We start from the raw sequence: 17,991 nt of genomic DNA on the forward strand, positions 1-17,991 counted from the left end.
GTATCCCGCAATAACCGCTTCCATTGCCTATTTTTCGGCATTTATATCCATGATTTTTTCATTTCTATTTTTTTCATTTTGTCGAATTGGTTGTTATAAAACAGTTTTTTGCGTTGCAAAAGATCATTTTTCAGATTAGACGTTCCCTGTTGTTTAATGAGATGATGAAGTCACGAAAAAAACCCTTTTGTCAAAAAGGGCTTTTATAATACATCTGTTACCTGTTCCATATTCTCTTTGATCCAATTGACAGCTAATTCGAGCGTTGGGAATTCTTCCGTTTCAAATGTGACTTCATCCTGAAGAAGCCAAACATCCTTTTTCACCGAATCCATTCCACCTATTGACCAGTGCAAAAGGGTATAGGGATGATTGTTATTTAAAAACGACACCCATGTTTTATTTTGTGCCGTGTTTTGTATCACTCTAAGCTTCTGATCCACTACGTTTCCACCTTACTTTACAAGTATGCCCATTCTTGGACTGAGTATTTGCTGAGGACTTTTCAGCATCAATGTATTGGCTTTTTCATTAAAATCGATGGTCATTTCCTCATCAAAGAATACCTTCTGTGCAATGTGTATATATAGTTTTAAATGTTGGCTATTATTAAGTTGTTCCCATTCACCTGTTCTTTCACTTGTTAACCAAAGCATTGGTACGCCACTCACTGCACAGCCACAACCTTCTGAATCGTAGCGAAGCAGTAATTCCTTAGTTTCGTTTCCTGTTTGCTGTTTTTCTATATATGTTTTAGCCTGTTCTGTGATGTGAATATACATGGCGAACATCCTTTTTAAATTGATGCTTACATTGTAACACATAAAACACCATAAAACATGCCACACGACTAAATCCGAAAGTCATATTCTTTGAAATACACGCTCTTCTCACTATGATTATATCTATCTATTGGCTCTTTTTGCTTCTTGTTTTTTAGAATTATACTTATGACGCTACCAATTTTAAAAAAGAATAAACAGGAGGTTTTAGATCGTGAAAAAAAGATTATCTCTCTGCTTCATCGGGGCACTGATATTTATGTTGAGTTTCGCTGTGCCAAACATGAAAGCGGCATCTGTCCTTGATGAAGTACGAGAAAGCTATGCGACTTATACGGGATCTGGTTACTCAGGGGGCGCCGCATTATTAGATCCTATTCCATCTGACATGAAAATTACGGCTTTAAATCCCCATGACTATAACTATAAAGGGATAAATGCGGCACTTGCAGGGGCTTACCTTGAAGTAAAGGGTCCAAAAGGAAAAACCGTTGTGTATGTAACCGATAAATATCCAGAAGGAGCGAAAGGAGCTCTTGATCTTTCTCATAATGCCTTTGCCAAAATCGGTAATATGGAAGATGGAAAAATCCCAATTAGTTGGAAAATTGTAAAAGCACCGATTAGCGGAAATGTAGTTTACAGAATAAAAGAAGGTAGCAGTAAGTGGTGGGCTGCGATTCAAGTGCGCAATCATAAATATCCGATTATGAAAATGGAATATTACAAAGATGGACAATGGGTGAACATGGAAAAGACAGACTACAACCATTTCCTTGGATTTAATATGGGGTCTAAATCTCTTCCTGTTCGAATCACAGATATCCGCGGGGTCATCGTAAAGGATAAATTACCCGCTCTTCCATCTACTGCTGCTTCACAGGCCTATACTGTAAAGGGCAATGTTCAGCTTCCTAATTAACGAGGAAAAGAGGTAGCTTATTTAAGAGCTTCCTCTCCTCCTTCTCTATCCCAGCGATATGCCTCATTTTCTATTACTTTTATGATTTCATTCTTTCCTGCCATATAGCTTTGTATATCTTCCCGATACTGATTTGCTAATTGTTCCTTGACAGACGCATACGCTACAGCTCGTTCTGGATGGGCCCTTAAGTAATCTCGAAACAATAAATGCCTTTTCACATCAGGATGATTTCTCTCATAAATATGGACATGATGCGTACGATTCAAGCCACCCTTTTGAAAAAAACGTCTCCCTTTTATGCCATTTTCACCGAGCGCTTGATATCCAAGATGTTCAAAGCTCTCTCTTTTTCTATCGATCTCTTTTAGATGACTTACTTCTATTAAGATATCAATAATGGGTTTGGCAACAAGTCCTTCAACTGACGTACTACCAATATGATGTCCTTCTATCCAGCTCTTTTGAATGATTTGCTTGAGTCGCTGCTTTTCTTGATGGAATTCTTCATGCCATTCTTTTTTGAATTCGACAACCTCAACCTTTCGCCTCGGTGTCCATTTCATTTTTGATAAGGTGAGCTCTTTTGCAACATGAATTACATTTGTTTCAAGAAATCCTAATTTTTCGTATAGCCTTTTTGCAGGGGTGTTTTTTTGCCCTGTGGTCAGTTCTATAGGGACATTTTTCTCCATAATTGTAGACATAAGTCTTGTTCCAATACCCTGCTTTAGCGCTTTGGGATGCACAGCCAATCGACTAATGATCAAATAATCTTTCTGCTCTTCATAAGAGGCAACACCTAGTAAGATTCCCTTTTGCTCAAAACCAATAAATTGCTCTTTTGCTTTCATTACATCTTGAATGGTCTCTTTTAATGGCGGAAGATCGGCATAGCCAATTTGTTCAGCTTCTTGTTGGTATGCAGCTAGTTGAATATGTAAGATCTGCTTTGCTACATCTCCTATTGTTTGATCTAAATTGACAATCATTGAATTGCCTCTAATTTTTTCACAAATAAAACACGATCTTCATTTATTCCATCATAGTCTGAAAACACGGAGATTCCTTCTACAGTTTTATCCCCTTTTTCAATTTGAAAGCCCAATTTTGCATGATAGGCAATTGATACTTTATTTACAGGTGCTGTTACCGCTTTAATGGTTGTTCTTCCTTCCTGTTTTGCCACATCATAAAAGGCTTGATATAGGATTTTTCCTATCTTTAATTTCCGATGGTCTGGATGTACACCTACAAAATGAATGTAGGCTTCATCTGAATGAGATTGTGATAGAAAACCGACTAAAAAGCCAATCAGTTCACCTTTTTCAACGACGACAAAACTTGTTTGCTGAAAATGTTCAAAAAATAGCTTCGGCAATTTTGCGCGCAAATCTCTACCTCCCCACCAGCTTTGGATGACGGATGTGACGGCGTAAAAATCTGACGGCTTCACTTGACGTATCATGATGACCTCGCCCCTTTTCATTTTTAACTTACCGCTCTCTTTTTTCACAAAAAACTGTTGTTTCAATAGTCTACCTGTCCGATTTATTGTTTGTAAAGATCACGTGTCAGCCTTTTTCCTTTCAGCTTTGTTGATTTCGTTCTTTCGCCGTCATCTCCTTTTAAATCTTCACACTTATTTCAAAAAGTTCACTTTTTGTGCGAAAGTTTCATTCTTTTGGTATGTTAAGATGGTTCATATAGGAAATGTAACAAATGTTTATTGGAGATGATGATATTGGTTTGGATTGTTACTTCACTTGTTGTGTTTAGTCTTTTAAAGCTTCTTGTCACTTCGCTGCCTTCTGGTGTTGTGGAACGCCTTTTTAGTCGTTATGCAGTGCATGCAAAAGTAACAAGTGATCATACAACGATCATGTTTGAAGATCGTCCGCTCGATGATCAGCAAGCATCTGAAATTATTCAACATTTTAATGATGCGATCTTTATTGAACGCTATTATATTTATCCTGGTGATGAAGAGCGCTTTCTTCGTCCGCAGGAAGGGCCTGCGCCGCTTACTATGCAAACAAAGCTTGGCAAGCATGATGTGACCCTTTATCTGTATCATTACGATGACCACGTGGATGTGGTGCGGCAATTTACTCATAAGCCGAAGAAAAAACTGACGGCCTATCGTTTGCGTTCTGAGCCGCTCCAAACATCTTACAATTTAGCACATGCTTAAAATATGTTGTATCAAAAAAGACGAAGTGGAAGACACTTCGTCTTTTTTGTATCGTTTTACACTCTTTTCTTTGAATGATTTACCAGTATCAATTTCGTCTCCTGACGGTTACAATAAGAACGGAACATACGTTCTAAGAGGTGAGAATAATGAATGAACGAGCCATTCTGCTTGTGGATATGCAATCGTTTTATGCGTCAGTCGAAAAAGTGGAGGCTCCCCACTTGAAGGATGTGCCGCTCATCGTCTCTGGAGATCCTGAGCGGCGGAGCGGGGTCGTACTTGCCGCTTGCCCGCTTGCTAAAAAACGGGGCGTACAAAATGCATCAAGATTATGGGAAGCACAGGAGAAATGCCCCGAAGCTGTCGTCGTACGCCCCCGTATGCAGCGTTATCTTGATATCTCTGTCATGATCACAGAGCTGCTTGAACAATACACAGATCTTGTCGAACCATATTCAATTGATGAACAATTTCTCGATATTACAGGCAGCCTGACACTACTCGGTTCTCCCCGTGAGATCGCTCAAAATATACAAACAACCATTATGAACCAGACGGGTATTTACGCACGTGTTGGCATCGGTCCTAATAAAGTGCTCGCCAAAATGGCCTGTGACCATTTTGCTAAAAAAAACACATCTGGCATCTATGAACTTCGCGCAGACAGTGTTGCGGCTGATTTATGGCCGCTTCCGATTGGAAAATTATTTGGCGTTGGTAAACGAATGGAGCACCATTTAAAACGAATGGGTATCAGTACCATTGGGACGCTTGCTACTTATCCGTTAGATCGGCTTAAAAAACGCTGGGGAATCAACGGAGAGCTTTTGCAGCGAACAGCATTAGGACTTGATCCCTCTCCGGTCACCGTTCACACACATAATGAACAAAAAGCGGTGGGACATCATATGACTCTCCCCCATGATTATGCGTCTTTTGAGGATATCAAAGTCGCTCTTCTTGAATTGAGCGAAGAAGTGGCAAGACGTGCACGCTTTAAGCATTATCTTGGTCAAACAGTGTCTGTTGGCGTGAGAGGCGCTGATTTTTCTCACCCGACCGGATTTCATAGACAAATCAAGCTTCATTCACCTACACAGTACGGGACAGATATTGCAGAGGCAGCCATTCAGCTATGTCAGCAGCACTGGGATGGTCAGCCCATTCGCAGTGTCGGTATTACCCTCTCTCAGCTGCAGTCTGACAGCCAGTATCAGCTGACTTTATTTGATCATCATGTTCAAAAAGACAAACTCAGCAAAGTATTTGATGCGATTCACATGAAGTATGGACCTGCTGCCCTGCTGCACGCTTCGTCACTGACAAGCGCGGGGCAGGCGTATCACCGCGCCGAAAAAATTGGCGGACATTACAAATAACGGAGGCGAACAGCCATGAATCCCAATAAATTAACACCTGGATACAACCTCATGTGGGAATCAAGCCGAATGATGCTTCCAGAGCACCGGGAGCAGCTGCTTGCTCAAAAACGGCAGAAAAAAAAATACACCCCTCCCCCGCTGAGCACCGATCAGCTGGAGGAAATGAATTTTTTGATCACACAGTCGATTACCGAGGATCAAGCGATTTGCGTGACATATGCCGAAGCAGGTAGAAAAGAGCAGTTTTGGGGCTGGGTCAAAGCCATTCATTATGAAACGCAGCGCATAAAAATCGTCAATGATGAAGATGTTCTCAACCTGTCCTTGCAGCAAATCGTCGCGATCGACCTTGATTAAATGGGGTCAAATGACCACACGAATCAGTGGCATAAAAGCACCGGCAGAAAAAAGCATGCGCCTCCAAATACGAGCCAATCATGCTTCTCTGCCATACGGCGGATGTCCCCTCCATCAAATTGTGTATTTAATTTGCACAATTTTTCATGTATGATTGGAACATCTTACAAACTCAGGGGAGAAACAGCATGAAAAATAACTTACGTACATTACATCCGCTTAGTTGGACGATCATCATCGGCACCATATTTGGCCGAATGGCGACGTCCATGAGCATTCCTTTTTTGGCCGTTTATTTAACACAAGTCAAAGGCGCCTCAGCTTCTTCTGCTGGATTAATCATTGCCGTTAGCTCTCTGATTGGGATCGTTGCGAGTTTTTACGGTGGATATATTTCTGATCGTATCGGAAGAAAAAAGGTCATGCTTCTATCCATCTTCGGTTGGACACTTGTCTTTGTTGGCTTTGCATTTGCAGATGCCATTTGGGTCTTCTTTATCATGAACGCTTTAAACGGACTGTGCCGGGCACTGTTTGAACCAACATCTAAGGCGCTCTTATCTGATGTCACCCCATCAAGTATTAGGTTGTTTGTGTTTAATTTACGCTATACAGCCATTAACATAGGGGTCATCTTCGGTCCTCTGCTTGGCTTATATCTCGGGTCATCGAAAACAACCTTCCCATTTCTTGTCGCTGCCTTCATTTATTTGTTATACGGATTAACGCTGGCTTGGCAATTTCAGAAACATCCAGTTGCTGCTCCAGAAAGCACGAAACAAATTGGGGTCAAAAAAGCCCTTTCCATTATCCAAAAAGATACGGTCTTTAGCATTATCCTCATCGGCGTTACCTTATGTTCGTTCGGGTATTCGCACTTGAGCTCAACGCTGCCTCAATATTTATCCGCTTCGCCTATGATTGAAGATGGTCCGAAACTGTTTGGATATCTTTTATCTTTAAATGCAGTTGTTGTCATTGTCGTACAATATCCGCTCATCATGATCGCCAAGCGCTACTCCACCATTTTGTCGCTCACCACTGGGAATATTCTTCTTGCCGGCAGTTTGTTTGCCATTGCTTTTTCACAGAGTCTAGGCATGCTTGCTTTCATCATTGTCGTGTTTACAATTGGAGAGGTTCTGCTGTTTGCGATGATGGATCTTTTTGTAGACAATGTGGCAAAGCCCGAAGTAAAGGGATCGTACTTTGGCGCGATCGGATTTTCTCAGCTCGGCAGTGTCGTCGGACCCTTTGTCGGCGGACTGTGCATTGACTATTTTGGCGCAGCCCACCCCCTTTCTATTTTTTCAGTGCTGTCTATCGTCACGATTGCAGGTGTACCGTTCTTACTCATTGGATACTACCGCCTGAAAAAGCGATCGGCGGCTGCCGTGGCTGTTAAAGTAAGTGGAGATCATTAAAAAAACCGCTCTTGATTTGAGCGGTTTCTCTTTATACTCGGCGGATAGCAATCTCTTCCACCTTATGCTGATCACCTTTTTTCAAAATGAGATCAGCTCGATATTTTGTCGGTAAAATATTTTGATATAAATTTGGGCGATTGACGGTATTCCAAATTGTGCTTGCCATGTAATCTGCCTCTTCATCCGTCAAATCTTTGTATTGATGAAAGAAGGATTCAGGATCTTGAAAAGCTGTTTCCCTCAGCAAACGGAACCGTTCTTTATACCATGATTGAATTTGCGTTTCAGCAGCATCTACATAAATTGAAAAATCAAAGAAATCTGATACAAACACACGCGGTTCATCCTTCAGATCATCCAGCGCTGGGGATTGCAGCACATTGATTCCTTCAATAATAACAATATCGGCATCCTCCACCGTTTCATACACCCCTTCAAGCCGGTCATAGGTCAGATGCGAATATACCGGGGCATGCACAGTTTGTTTACCTGATTTTAATTCATTTAAAAAAGACAACAAGGCTTTGACATCATAGCTTTCTGGGAATCCTTTCTTTTCCATGAGTCCTCGATCCTTTAATTCTTTTTGAGGATACAAAAAACCATCCGTTGTCACAAGACTCACTTTCAGCCCATCTCCAAGCCTCGATAAAAGCGTTTCGATGATACGGGCCGTTGTGCTTTTCCCGACAGCCACACTTCCAGCAATCCCAATTAGAAAAGGAATTTTCGCATGATGCGGGTAGTTTAAAAAGGCATTCACATGCTGATTTTTTTGTTTTTCTGCAAAGACATGCAATGTCAGAAAACGAATAAGTGGTATGTAAATATCTTGAACTTCTTCAAGAGATAAATAGTCATTTAATCCTTGAAGTGCTCTTGCTTCCTCTTCTGAAACAGATACCGGCATATATTCTCCAAGAGCAGACCAAGCCTCTCTTGTATGACGTGTATATAAAGTATTAAAATCTAGTCGAGTGTCACTCAAAGTCTTTCCCACCAATCTTCACTAAACTCGTAACCAAAAAGGACGATAATCCGATTGTAGCTTAAAATGAAGGCGCTGTCTTTATTTTTCCACTAAAGTTTGCTTCTTTTGCGGAAAAAAGCATTAAAAAAAGGAAAATGAGGGTAAATAAGAGTATTCAGTTCGATAGATAGAAGGGAGCACACCAAATGAAATATGTGATAATTGGCGGAGATGCAGCAGGAATGAGCTGTGCTATGCAAATATATCGAGAGGACCCGGATGCACATATTGTCGCTTTTGAAAAAGGAGAGATTTTCTCATATGGACAGTGCGGCCTCCCCTACTTGATCGGCGGTCTCATTGATCACCACAGCAAGCTGATTGCACGCAGCGCTGAAACGTTTCGCGACAAATACGGAATTGATGCTAGATGCTTACACGAAGTGACCTCCATTGACCCAAAGCAAAAAACGGTGTCAGGGTCTCATACAAAAACAAAAGAACCCTTTACCGAAAGCTATGACCGCCTCTTAATTGCGACAGGAGCAAGTCCCGTCACACTGAATTTAAACAATCAGCCGCTAGAAGGCGTACACATATTAAAAACTATTCCGCATGCGCTGTCCATTTTAGACCACTTAAAACAAGATATCACACATGTCACGATCATTGGCGGTGGATATATCGGCTTAGAGATGGCTGGAAATTTAAAAGCGCTGGGAAAAAAGGTACATATCATTCAGCGGGGTTCAACACTTGGTCCGGGCTTTGACCCCGATATGGCAAAGCACCTGAAAGAAGAGGCGGATGCCCAAGGCATTCACGTGACACTCGGGGAAACCGTGCAGACATTAGAGGGCGAATCACATGTCACAGCTGTTCAAACAGACAAACAAACCATAAAAACAGATATGGTCATCATGGCCATCGGCGTCACCCCGCAAACCTCTTTTTTAGACAAAACAGGAATCAAGCGACTTCCAAATGGCGCCATTGTTGTAAACGAATACATGCAAACCAATGTAAAAGACATCTATGCTGCCGGGGATTGCGCAGCCACTTATCACCGCATCAAACAATCTCTCGATTATATTCCGCTCGGCACAACGGCGAATAAACAAGGAAGAATCGCTGGTTTTCATATGACGGGAACAAACCGGGCGTTTCAAGGTGTGACTGGAACAGCAGTGATGAAATTTATGAGCGTGACAGCGGGACGAACGGGCTTATCAGAAAAGGAGGCACAAGCAGCTGACATTCCTTTTTCCACCATCACCATTGACAGTACGGATCACGCTGGATATTATCCAGATGCGCAGAAAATGAAAGTCAAACTGATTTACAGAAGTGATGACTACACCTTGCTCGGTGCCCAAATCATCGGAAGAAACGGTGTAGATAAACGGATCGATGTGATGGCAACTGCTCTTTACCAACAGCTAACCATAACAGATCTTGAAGATTTAGATATTAGCTATGCACCGCCTTTTAACAGTGTGTGGGACCCGCTTCAGCAAGCAGCAAGGCGGAGATAAAAAGACGGTCACAATAGCAGCTTACTTCAAAAAAAGAAACCAGTTCACAACCGGTTTCTTTTTTGTTATTTTTTCATCATCGCTTTGCGTGCTACTTTTTCAAATAAAAATGGGAATAATTGATACAATTTACTGCCAGCGTTCATCCATCCAGGCAGATTAATCTCTCTTTTTTTCGTCATCATAGCGGATACGACCTTCCCAGCCACCTTGTCCGCACTAAGCATCATGAATTCCACATTCTTCACATATTCACCGCTGCGATCGGCGATGGAAAAGAAGTCAGTGGCAATCGGGCCTGGATTCACTGTGGTGACGTGAATGCCGATGTCTGACAGCTCCATTCTGAGGCTGTTTGAAAAGCCAAGGACGGCATGCTTGGATGCGGAATAAATGGCTGATTTCGGGGTGGCTATCTTTCCTGCCTGAGAGGCAATATTGATAATATGTCCATGTCCTCTTTGTTTCATCTCTGGAATGACCTTTTTCGTGCAAGCGATTAAACCAAACACGTTTACTTCAAACATCGACACCATTTCTTCAATGGACGCATCTTCAACGAGATCGAACGCACCAAAACCGGCATTGTTAACCAAAATATCAACAGCCCCCACTTCTTCATATGCGCGATCAATGTCCTCAAGGTGACTGACATCTAGCTCCACGATGTGACACACTCCGCCAGCACTCATAATCTTTTCTTTTACACCCGTCAGCTTTTCAATTCGTCTTGCTGAAATCATGATCTCTGCGCCTTCTTCTGCTGCCAAATACGCCATTTTTTCACCAATGCCACCAGATGCGCCTGTAATCCATATTCTCTTTCCTGTTAATCGCCCCATACGTTTCACTCCTTAGTTTGCCCTGTAATAGAGAATTCCATCTTTTTGCACTTCTTCAATTTGTCCAGCCTCTAAGAGGACATCCAGCTGCCCAACTGTCTCTGACATCGTTAAAAATAAGGCCTCTTCGTACAACACTGGAAATAGCTTGCGGCAAAGATGAAAGGCAGTCATTTCTTTTCGTTTGAGCAGCTGATACATCGTATTTGCCCGTTTTTCTTGTTTCTTAAATCTTTCTTCGATCAATTCATGATGAGACGTGATGAGCTGCCCGTGTCCTGGATAAATCGTCTTGATCGGCAGATGAAGTAATCGATTGAGTGATGCTTTATATTGAAGCAGCGATTTTTGACGTTCCTCCCCTTCATACGGCGCTTCCATTAACGGGTTTGAGGAAATGGTTGTCAAAAGCAGATCTCCACCAATGAAATGGCCCGTTGTTTCATCTAGAAAGGAAAGATGAGACTGTGCATGTCCCGGTGTTTCCATCACAAAGAACTGTTCATGCCCTTTCAATCGATCGCCTTCTTTGATGACGTCATCTACATGTGCAGTACAAGAATATGTATAAGATTGCTTCACGATTCTTTCACACTCATCAGGGCGAAGCGGCACACCTAACTGCTCAAAAAATCGTTCCGTAAAAGCAATTTGACGCTCTTTAAACACAGGGTCCTGGCTAATATACGGCTCATTTAACTTATGTCCGATCACACGGACATGAGGTTTCATCAGATTTAAAAGACCGACATGATCTGCATGATGATGGGTCAACACCACTTGATCAATATCGTCAATTGATAAACGATGCTCTTGTAATTGCGTTACAAAGGCGTGCTCCGCCTCTTCTGTCATCGGCCCGCAGTCCACTAAGGTCACAGCTTCTCCTTTTAAAATATATGCATGTACATCCCCCACAGCAAATGGTGTCGGGATGGATAATTGAATGATGTCTTCTTTCACTTTTTTATGTCATCTCCTGCTTTTTGACTCATGGTTCATTGTCACTCCGTCTTCTTTATTCATTGTATCCTGCAAAGGGCAGACTGTCATGCGGTTTAGGCGGTCAATTTTTTTATCTGTCCCTATTGACACAAACTTGTCCATCGTTGCATAATGAACAACAAATATAAGATGCGCGGGTGACAAGGATTAGTAAGCAAAATAATGATGCAAGAGAGTGAGGTCCGCCGGCTGTAAGACCTCACCATCCTCTTATTTGCTGAACCTGCCCTTTGAGCTGTTAGGCAAACCTAAACGTTTCCCGCGTTAAGGGACTAGAGCTGAGTATGCATATTTGCATGCTAATTGAGGGTGGTACCGCGAAAAACCTTTCGTCCTTTTCAGGCGAGAGGTTTTTTTATTTTCTACAAGGAGGAGCAGCTTATGAGTAAAATTGGATTTATTGGTGCAGGCTCAATGGCAGAGTCGATGATGAAAGGTTTACTAAAAAGCGGCATCATGTCAAATGAAGATATTATTGTCACAAACAAAACGAATGAAAAACGGTTAGAAGAATTAAAGGTGCGTTATGGGGTCAAAACGGATTTCTCTCGTTCTTTTATTTATGAAGAAGCGGATATTCTCGTATTTGCTTTAAAACCGAAAGATGCGGAAAGCGGGATATCTGAAGTGCGGCCTCATTTACAAGGGCAGCTGATCATTTCGATTTTAGCGGGCATCTCCATTGAAACGATTCAACACTATGCTGGCGAGAAGACTGCGGTGGTTCGTGCGATGCCAAATACATCAGCGGCCATTCAGCAATCAGCAACAGGCATTGCCGTCAGTCAAGAAGTGACAGAGGATCAAAAGAAAAAAGCAATCGAGCTTTTTGAAACGATCGGTCATGTGACGGTATTAGATGAATCACAGCTAAATGCTGTTACGGCTATTGCAGGAAGCGGCCCAGCCTTTATTTATCATTTGATTGAAGGAATGGAGCGAGGCGCTTCGGAACTTGGGATGGACCAAGCAACAGCGAAGCTGCTCATCTGCCAAATGATTGCGGGCGCCGCAAACATGCTTCAAAGCAGCGGTAAAGAACCTGCTGAACTGCGCAAAGAAATCACAAGTGAAGGCGGAACGACAGAAGCCGGCCTGAACACACTTGCTGCCTATCAATTTGAAGAAGCCGTTGTCGATTGTGTCAAAACCGCAACAAAACGCGCAGCAGAATTAAACGAAATGTTTTCAGCAAGCACGTATAAATGATAGAGAAAAGCACCTGTTTTGATGACAGGTGCTTTTTTACATATACACATCTATTTTTTCTCACTAGCAACTTGATGTAAACTGCCTGTTTCACACTTCGGTTCTTTTTTAGAAATGGCTTGTTCTAATAAAGAATTACGTGCCTGATAAAAATTCACATCGATTAACAATTCTTGATGCTTCACTATTTAGCACCTCCTCATGCAGATGATTCACTCATTGACATGATGGCTTTGATTTGATCAAGATGATGTTGTTCATGTAAGGCGATCGTTTCAGCTAATATTTGCACTGTCATCACCCCTTCTTCAGGATGCAGACCTGATTGCTCCCATGTATCCTTTTCTAATAGATGAAGTGTCTTGCTTCTTCTCTCTTTCAATCGTTTAATCAGTGCTTTGATCTCCTGTACGTTAAATCTTTCGTAAGCTCTTTCCTTCACATACATTTCAGGATCATACGATTGAAAAGGCGTATGGTCATTTGATATTGCCTGCTCTATCCGCTCTGACCAGACTTCTTCTGTATCATACAAATGGCCTGCAATTTGCTTGATAGACCACTTGCCCTCTCCCAAAGATTGATCTAGTGTGTGCTCATCACATGTCTCCACTAGCTTTTCTAGTTCACGGATACTTTCCTGAAGCGATGTAGTAATTTCTGTTTTTGTTAATTTTCCAGTTTCCATTAAGTAATCAATGTCTCCTTTACAGTGAATGTATTTCTACTTTGGATTTATCTTGATGCTTCCCTTTAAGTAATAGTAAGCTATTCACTAAGCCTGCTACTATCACAAGTCCTGCCATCCCTATAGCAATGACATGTATAGGAATCAAATCTCCGATAAATGCCATGATGATAAACCCACTAATATAAAATATACGTGATAATGCAAGACCTACCGAAAAAACTCGGGCTCTTAAATGGCTGCTTGCATAGGTCATGATATTTGTTGAGTACAAAACTTCGACTGGGCTATATAACAGATTAGCTAATAAAACAACAACCAAAAATCCAATAAAAGACGTTTGTTGATAAGAAAGTGCATGTAATACTCCCAGCAAAATAATCGCTAACGTGGACCACTTTTTATAAAACTGAAAGGAGAATTTCACTTTTTTAAAGTATGCTGCAAGTGTAATCCCACCAATAATTTGCCCGAGCCCACTAATTGTATGACCAAGCCCTAAGCCAAAATTCCCTTCTCTTGCTACTTCTAAAATGTACAAGCTAAATAGAACATACACGATACTTAAAGCAAATTCTCTTGACATCAATATCCATATCGCACTTTGAATTTTGGGTGATCCTTTAATTTCTTTGATCCCCTCTTTAAAGCTTTGAACATATGACACATACTCTTTTTTTTCAGATGCCTCTTTCGCTTTAATAGGAATTAACAGCATGGCTGATAATAAAAATGTCATCGCATCTACTAAATAAATTGTAGAAATGGACCATATTTCTGTCACCAACCCGCCTAACCCTGTCGCAATGAGCATCGATGCGCTAAAAGATGTGGCGAGTAAACTATTTCCCTTAGAAAGCTGCTCTTTGTCTATGATTTCAGGTATCATAGATGAACGAGCAGGCAGATATATACCAGAGAAAGCACCATTTAACGCTAATAATAAATAAAGGATAAACGGTGTAACATCCATTGTGACAACAAAAACAAACCCTAGTCCAATGATAAAACGTGCCACATCAGCGAAGATCACTACTTTCTTATAAGAAAACTTATCTATAATTGGGCTCAAAAGCATAGATGTTAAGATAAGGGGAAGCATAGAACAGATAAATAGAATGCTTAGATGGGTGGCTTTTCCAGTGAGTTCATAAATTAAACCAATTGTCGCTATCGTTCTAAACCAATCTCCAAAAGCAGATAAGTTTTGCCCAATAAAGAAACAGACAAAGTTTTGATCTTTAAAAAGAGATGGCGTTTCTTTCTTTAAAACCATTAGATGAGCACCTCAGTTGACTCATACCAGCCTAACTCTTTTTGCATAAATCCTACGGCTTGATCATAATTTTCTCTTTCTTTTTCTGGTATAAGATCTACTAAAATCGCAGGATACCAAGGCTTTGCTTCTTCCTTTATCACAAAATATTGCTCCGCTTCTTCTACGACTCCCTTCATCATAAGTAATTGTAGTTTACGATAGATTTCCTCACGTTTTGGCATTTGATTGATGTGCGCTTTCTCTATTTTCATAGTTTTAGGGAAGAAGACGAGCCTTCTATCAAAAGCATGATATTCTCTAGATTTAACGATAGGCAATTCTTGATTCGTCAGGCTTTCAATATATTTTTGCGTATTTCCTTCATTTGACCATATCATGCCTTGTATATAGGAAATCGCTCCTGTTCCTAGGCCAATATATTGATCTTCGTAACCTCCGTAAATCACTTCGCCATATTGAAAACGTTTATTCTGATGCTCTGGAGCCATAAACGTATACACATAATTCTGATGCCAACCATTCGTTTTTAAATGACGGTATAATGTATCACTAAACTCAAACTTTTCTTTAGGATTTGGCGGCATAGGCACCTTGCCTTTATTAATTTTTGATAACCATCCCTTTGAACAAGCAATATATTCTAGTGGATACGTATCAATACTTGTGCTTCTTAATGCCATCACTCCATTGATGTCTGCTATCATCTCTTCTTTCGTTTGACCGGGCAACTGATAAAGTAAATCAATATTATAAGATTGGAAATGACGCTTCATTAAGTCAACAGTCTGAGAGATTTGATCAAAACTAGCCGTTAAATTGAACATTTTTCGATAATGTTCATTTAATGTTTGGACACCAAAGCTTCCTCGATTGGCTCCACCTTCAGCCATGGCAGCCACTCTTTCTGGTGTAGCTGTTTTTGCTTCACATTCAAAGGTCCATTCATAATCAGAAGATAGTGTGAAATTTTCTTTTATGGCGGTCGAAAGTCGATAGATTAGTTCTGGGGGCATAATGGAAGGCGTTCCTCCTCCAACGAACACCACATCAAATGTCATTTTTTGAATACGAGGGGACTGGGATAAAATACGAATCTCACTGATTAAAGCATCTATATACTTTCCGATAATGGGCTCATATTTGGTGGATTTGATAAAAGGACAAAACGAACAAATCGTATCGCAGAAAGGGATATGTAAATATAAAGCATTTTTCCCTTTTTGAAATGTTCGTTCTTTTTGAATGAATTCTGTCACACGAGATTGTGCTCCTTCTTGGCTAGCTTGGCCAAAAAACGGATAAAGAAAATTCCATAAAGGCGGATGCTCTTCATAATAACTTTTCATATTTGACATTCCTCTCACCCAACTTTCGTCTATTTTTAACCCACATACAAATAAATTCACAGAGAAGCTGATTAAATTGCTTCTCTGCGATACACTCTTTCGATAAATATTGATTCAATTCATTAGATTGCAATCCACTCGTTACGCTTCATCTTAATCACCTCCTTATAATTAGGATAATTGTAATCAAATTACACAATTGATTATAATAGACTTTTCTGAATATTTCAATCATTTTAACTATTTTTTGTAAGGACTATTGTTTTAGATAGCAATTTACATATATAACTTTTGGCAGAACGAAGCAAATATAACACGCACATTCACAATCAAAAGCCCTATCATCACGATAGGGCTCTTCATCATATACTTACTTTTTCTCTAACAAAGCATGAATCGCTGATTCTAGTAATTCTGGCAAAATGCCGAATGAGAACGGGATGTGCAGGCGCTCTGTCCATTTGTGTGGGTCCTTTCCTAATGGACCCACGTTGATGACTGGAACGTAAAGTGCTTCCTTTTCTCCTTCTGGTAAAGAATAGCCTTTCTGGTAAAGCGGCATATTGGTCGTGTAATGACCTACGTCCTGTTTTTCGAGCTGTAAGTAACTTAAATCAGACAATCCCGGAAAATATTTCACTTCTTCTATTTCAAGTCCATAACTCTTCTTTGCTTCTATTTGAATCCTCTTTAAAGTTGCTTGGATATGCGGATCTTCCGTTGAGGAAACGGCTGGATAAAATGGCGGACTATAAAATAGAACAATGAGCGGCCCTTCTTCCTTACAAAGCGTCGTCAGCTCAGAGACGATTTTGGTTGAAAAATCACGATCTCCAAGTTCACCTCGATTGGCGAACGCATAGTTCACAATACGTTCAACCTCCTGTTTACCTGAGCGTTCAGCAGCTTTTTGATACAGCTCATGATACGTGAGAACGGTAATCCTCGTATCAATTGGTGTAAAAGGTTTAAAGCGCTGAAATTCTGCTGTTTTTTGTTTAAGATCAGCTTCGATTTGGTCTGCTGCTTGTTTCGCCGTGTCATAAAGAAGCCCGTGCAGTTCTTCACTTGAACGATTCATCATCAGCACATTAAATAAAGAAACAGCTGTGTGAGGTGTTTGAACGGAATAGGCTTCTTTTAAATCCTTTTGCATTAAGTTGGTTGGGGGCGGCGTGACTTCACCATCTACTTCCTCACAATAATCACTATTCAGCTCTAACAGCCGATTTAATTCAGATACCATGAAATTCGCATTTAAGCCTGAGAACGGCTCTCCTACATGTGTTTCAATTCCTTTGCAGAAAAATCCAGCCAGCACCTTTCCTATACTGCCTGTATACATATAATAATGTTCATCACCTGGATACTTTTCAAACATAGGCTCACTGTTTAAGCACGCGGTATAGTCAAGGTCATGCTTTTCCTTAAGCTCCTTTAGTTTTGGAACAGCTTCAAGCATTCCTTGAGAATTCACTTCTTCATCCGGGACTGTGATGAGTAGGACATTTCCATCAAATGTCTCTGCCATCGCTCTTTCAAGCATAGACAGCTGTACAGTAAGACCTGCCTTCATATCCATGGCACCTCTTCCGAATAACCAGTCACCTGAAGCTAGATCTTCTCTTGCTCTTTTTGGGAGAAGCACACTTTTTTGAGAAAATGATGCCATTAACTCTTCAGGCTTGCATGCCATGTTTTGAAATTCACCGTAATCTTCTGTATCGACGACATCGAAATGACTAAGCAGCAAAACGGTACGAGAAAGCGAACTGCGCTTTACAAGCGCCGTTAAATAATACCGGCCATCTTTCATCGGATGCAAAGCCAAATCATCAGGGTTCTGCTTGTAATAAGGCCGCTCCCTCAGTAAATAATATAAATATTCAGCTAACGCCACTTCTCCAGTTGTACCCGATATGCTTTCATACTGCATAAGAGCAGTGAGCAGTTCCTTTCGTTCACTCTCTGTTTGCCATTTCATTCGTTCTCCCCCTTTGCTTTCTCTATTTTCTCCATTATACAAAAACGTGTATAAAAGCTATATTCT

Annotated in this window: 19 protein-coding genes; 7 read left to right on the forward strand and 12 right to left on the reverse strand. The window is 40.9% G+C overall.

Translation table 11 applies throughout. The annotated features are described in order from the left end of the window. Positions 1-203: 203 nt before the first annotated feature. Both MKY18_RS10750 and MKY18_RS10755 read right to left on the reverse strand, forming a co-directional pair. Entirely contained in the window at positions 204-443 is a 240-nt protein-coding gene (locus tag MKY18_RS10750; protein WP_003215790.1) for a YqkC family protein, read from the reverse strand. Positions 444-455: 12 nt separating this feature from the next. After that, positions 456-782, reverse strand: a complete 327-nt coding sequence (locus tag MKY18_RS10755; protein WP_044141053.1) for an iron-sulfur cluster biosynthesis family protein — start codon at positions 780-782, stop codon at positions 456-458. A gap of 214 nt (positions 783-996) precedes the next feature. Here MKY18_RS10755 and MKY18_RS10760 point away from each other — a divergent pair, with 214 nt between their 5' ends. Beyond that, positions 997-1,704, forward strand: coding sequence for an expansin EXLX1 family cellulose-binding protein (locus tag MKY18_RS10760; RefSeq protein ID WP_283923807.1), 708 nt, complete (start codon positions 997-999; stop codon positions 1,702-1,704). A gap of 17 nt (positions 1,705-1,721) precedes the next feature. On the opposite strand, the gene MKY18_RS10765 is transcribed toward MKY18_RS10760, so the two are convergent. Both MKY18_RS10765 and MKY18_RS10770 read right to left on the reverse strand, forming a co-directional pair. After that, positions 1,722-2,696: a bifunctional GNAT family N-acetyltransferase/GrpB family protein gene (locus MKY18_RS10765; protein WP_065098345.1), complete on the reverse strand. Its 975-nt coding sequence runs from the start codon at positions 2,694-2,696 to the stop codon at positions 1,722-1,724. Further along, the gene (locus MKY18_RS10770) at positions 2,693-3,172 is read right to left on the reverse strand and encodes a GNAT family N-acetyltransferase (protein ID WP_342497512.1); all 480 of its coding nucleotides are present in this window, start codon (positions 3,170-3,172) and stop codon (positions 2,693-2,695) included. Before MKY18_RS10770 ends, MKY18_RS10765 begins: the two co-directional genes overlap by 4 nt. Before the next feature lie 276 nt (positions 3,173-3,448). Here MKY18_RS10770 and MKY18_RS10775 point away from each other — a divergent pair, with 276 nt between their 5' ends. The 4 genes from MKY18_RS10775 to MKY18_RS10790 all read left to right on the forward strand — a co-directional run bounded on the left by MKY18_RS10775 (position 3,449) and on the right by MKY18_RS10790 (position 7,064). After that, on the forward strand, positions 3,449-3,898 hold the full coding sequence (locus MKY18_RS10775; RefSeq protein ID WP_065098346.1) for a YfmQ family protein: 450 nt from the start codon (positions 3,449-3,451) through the stop codon (positions 3,896-3,898). A gap of 149 nt (positions 3,899-4,047) precedes the next feature. After that, entirely contained in the window at positions 4,048-5,280 is a 1,233-nt protein-coding gene (locus MKY18_RS10780) for a DNA polymerase IV (RefSeq protein WP_126741066.1), read from the forward strand. A 15-nt stretch (positions 5,281-5,295) separates the two neighbouring features. After that, positions 5,296-5,640: a YolD-like family protein gene (locus MKY18_RS10785; RefSeq protein ID WP_044141048.1), complete on the forward strand. Its 345-nt coding sequence runs from the start codon at positions 5,296-5,298 to the stop codon at positions 5,638-5,640. Between the two features lie 188 nt (positions 5,641-5,828). Then, positions 5,829-7,064: an MFS transporter gene (locus MKY18_RS10790; RefSeq protein ID WP_113767393.1), complete on the forward strand. Its 1,236-nt coding sequence runs from the start codon at positions 5,829-5,831 to the stop codon at positions 7,062-7,064. A gap of 31 nt (positions 7,065-7,095) precedes the next feature. Here MKY18_RS10790 and coaA read toward each other — a convergent pair whose 3' ends face one another. After that, on the reverse strand, positions 7,096-8,055 hold the full coding sequence (gene coaA / locus MKY18_RS10795; protein ID WP_044141046.1) for a type I pantothenate kinase: 960 nt from the start codon (positions 8,053-8,055) through the stop codon (positions 7,096-7,098). A 188-nt stretch (positions 8,056-8,243) separates the two neighbouring features. Here coaA and MKY18_RS10800 point away from each other — a divergent pair, with 188 nt between their 5' ends. Next, complete coding sequence (locus MKY18_RS10800) at positions 8,244-9,572, forward strand: CoA-disulfide reductase (RefSeq protein WP_065098349.1); 1,329 nt, start codon at positions 8,244-8,246, stop codon at positions 9,570-9,572. 65 nt (positions 9,573-9,637) lie between these two features. Here the strand turns inward: MKY18_RS10800 and MKY18_RS10805 are convergent, their stop codons facing one another. Both MKY18_RS10805 and MKY18_RS10810 read right to left on the reverse strand, forming a co-directional pair. Continuing rightward, positions 9,638-10,414, reverse strand: coding sequence for an SDR family oxidoreductase (locus MKY18_RS10805; RefSeq protein WP_126741062.1), 777 nt, complete (start codon positions 10,412-10,414; stop codon positions 9,638-9,640). A 12-nt stretch (positions 10,415-10,426) separates the two neighbouring features. Next, the gene (locus MKY18_RS10810) at positions 10,427-11,377 is read right to left on the reverse strand and encodes an MBL fold metallo-hydrolase (RefSeq protein WP_106067118.1); all 951 of its coding nucleotides are present in this window, start codon (positions 11,375-11,377) and stop codon (positions 10,427-10,429) included. Positions 11,378-11,800: 423 nt separating this feature from the next. Between MKY18_RS10810 and proC the strand changes: the two genes are divergently transcribed. Next, positions 11,801-12,628, forward strand: a complete 828-nt coding sequence (gene proC, locus MKY18_RS10815; protein WP_003215459.1) for a pyrroline-5-carboxylate reductase — start codon at positions 11,801-11,803, stop codon at positions 12,626-12,628. 50 nt (positions 12,629-12,678) lie between these two features. On the opposite strand, the gene MKY18_RS10820 is transcribed toward proC, so the two are convergent. From MKY18_RS10820 to MKY18_RS10840, 5 genes are all read right to left on the reverse strand, one after another. Continuing rightward, positions 12,679-12,813, reverse strand: coding sequence for a hypothetical protein (locus tag MKY18_RS10820; protein ID WP_258395125.1), 135 nt, complete (start codon positions 12,811-12,813; stop codon positions 12,679-12,681). 14 nt (positions 12,814-12,827) lie between these two features. Then, on the reverse strand, positions 12,828-13,316 hold the full coding sequence (locus tag MKY18_RS10825; protein WP_065098353.1) for a DinB family protein: 489 nt from the start codon (positions 13,314-13,316) through the stop codon (positions 12,828-12,830). Between the two features lie 19 nt (positions 13,317-13,335). Next, positions 13,336-14,592: an MFS transporter gene (locus MKY18_RS10830; RefSeq protein WP_185108463.1), complete on the reverse strand. Its 1,257-nt coding sequence runs from the start codon at positions 14,590-14,592 to the stop codon at positions 13,336-13,338. Then, positions 14,592-15,941 carry a radical SAM protein gene (locus MKY18_RS10835; RefSeq protein WP_185108461.1) on the reverse strand — a complete coding sequence of 450 codons (1,350 nt, stop codon included), beginning with the start codon at positions 15,939-15,941 and terminating at the stop codon, positions 14,592-14,594. Before MKY18_RS10835 ends, MKY18_RS10830 begins: the two co-directional genes overlap by 1 nt. A 370-nt stretch (positions 15,942-16,311) precedes the next feature. Continuing rightward, the gene (locus MKY18_RS10840; protein ID WP_113767399.1) at positions 16,312-17,925 is read right to left on the reverse strand and encodes a M20/M25/M40 family metallo-hydrolase; all 1,614 of its coding nucleotides are present in this window, start codon (positions 17,923-17,925) and stop codon (positions 16,312-16,314) included. Positions 17,926-17,991: the final 66 nt, after the last annotated feature.

The organism is Bacillus sp. FSL R7-0672 (assembly GCF_038601465.1).
In the GTDB taxonomy this organism is placed as follows: Bacteria; Bacillota; Bacilli; order Bacillales; family Bacillaceae; genus Bacillus; species Bacillus pumilus.

Bases quoted from the DNA above. Each gene is read 5' to 3' on its own strand.
- MKY18_RS10825 (WP_065098353.1), bottom strand. From the start codon at position 13,316: ATGGAAACTGGAAAATTAACAAAAACAGAAATTACTACATCGCTTCAG.
- MKY18_RS10840 (WP_113767399.1), bottom strand. From the start codon at position 17,925: ATGAAATGGCAAACAGAGAGTGAACGAAAGGAACTGCTCACTGCTCTT.
- MKY18_RS10800 (WP_065098349.1), top strand. From the start codon at position 8,244: ATGAAATATGTGATAATTGGCGGAGATGCAGCAGGAATGAGCTGTGCT.
- MKY18_RS10835 (WP_185108461.1), bottom strand. From the start codon at position 15,941: ATGAAAAGTTATTATGAAGAGCATCCGCCTTTATGGAATTTTCTTTAT.
- MKY18_RS10755 (WP_044141053.1), bottom strand. From the start codon at position 782: ATGTATATTCACATCACAGAACAGGCTAAAACATATATAGAAAAACAG.
- MKY18_RS10780 (WP_126741066.1), top strand. From the start codon at position 4,048: ATGAATGAACGAGCCATTCTGCTTGTGGATATGCAATCGTTTTATGCG.
- proC (WP_003215459.1), top strand. From the start codon at position 11,801: ATGAGTAAAATTGGATTTATTGGTGCAGGCTCAATGGCAGAGTCGATG.
- MKY18_RS10765 (WP_065098345.1), bottom strand. From the start codon at position 2,696: ATGATTGTCAATTTAGATCAAACAATAGGAGATGTAGCAAAGCAGATC.
- MKY18_RS10805 (WP_126741062.1), bottom strand. From the start codon at position 10,414: ATGGGGCGATTAACAGGAAAGAGAATATGGATTACAGGCGCATCTGGT.
- MKY18_RS10830 (WP_185108463.1), bottom strand. From the start codon at position 14,592: ATGGTTTTAAAGAAAGAAACGCCATCTCTTTTTAAAGATCAAAACTTT.
- MKY18_RS10785 (WP_044141048.1), top strand. From the start codon at position 5,296: ATGAATCCCAATAAATTAACACCTGGATACAACCTCATGTGGGAATCA.
- MKY18_RS10790 (WP_113767393.1), top strand. From the start codon at position 5,829: ATGAAAAATAACTTACGTACATTACATCCGCTTAGTTGGACGATCATC.
- MKY18_RS10770 (WP_342497512.1), bottom strand. From the start codon at position 3,172: ATGATACGTCAAGTGAAGCCGTCAGATTTTTACGCCGTCACATCCGTC.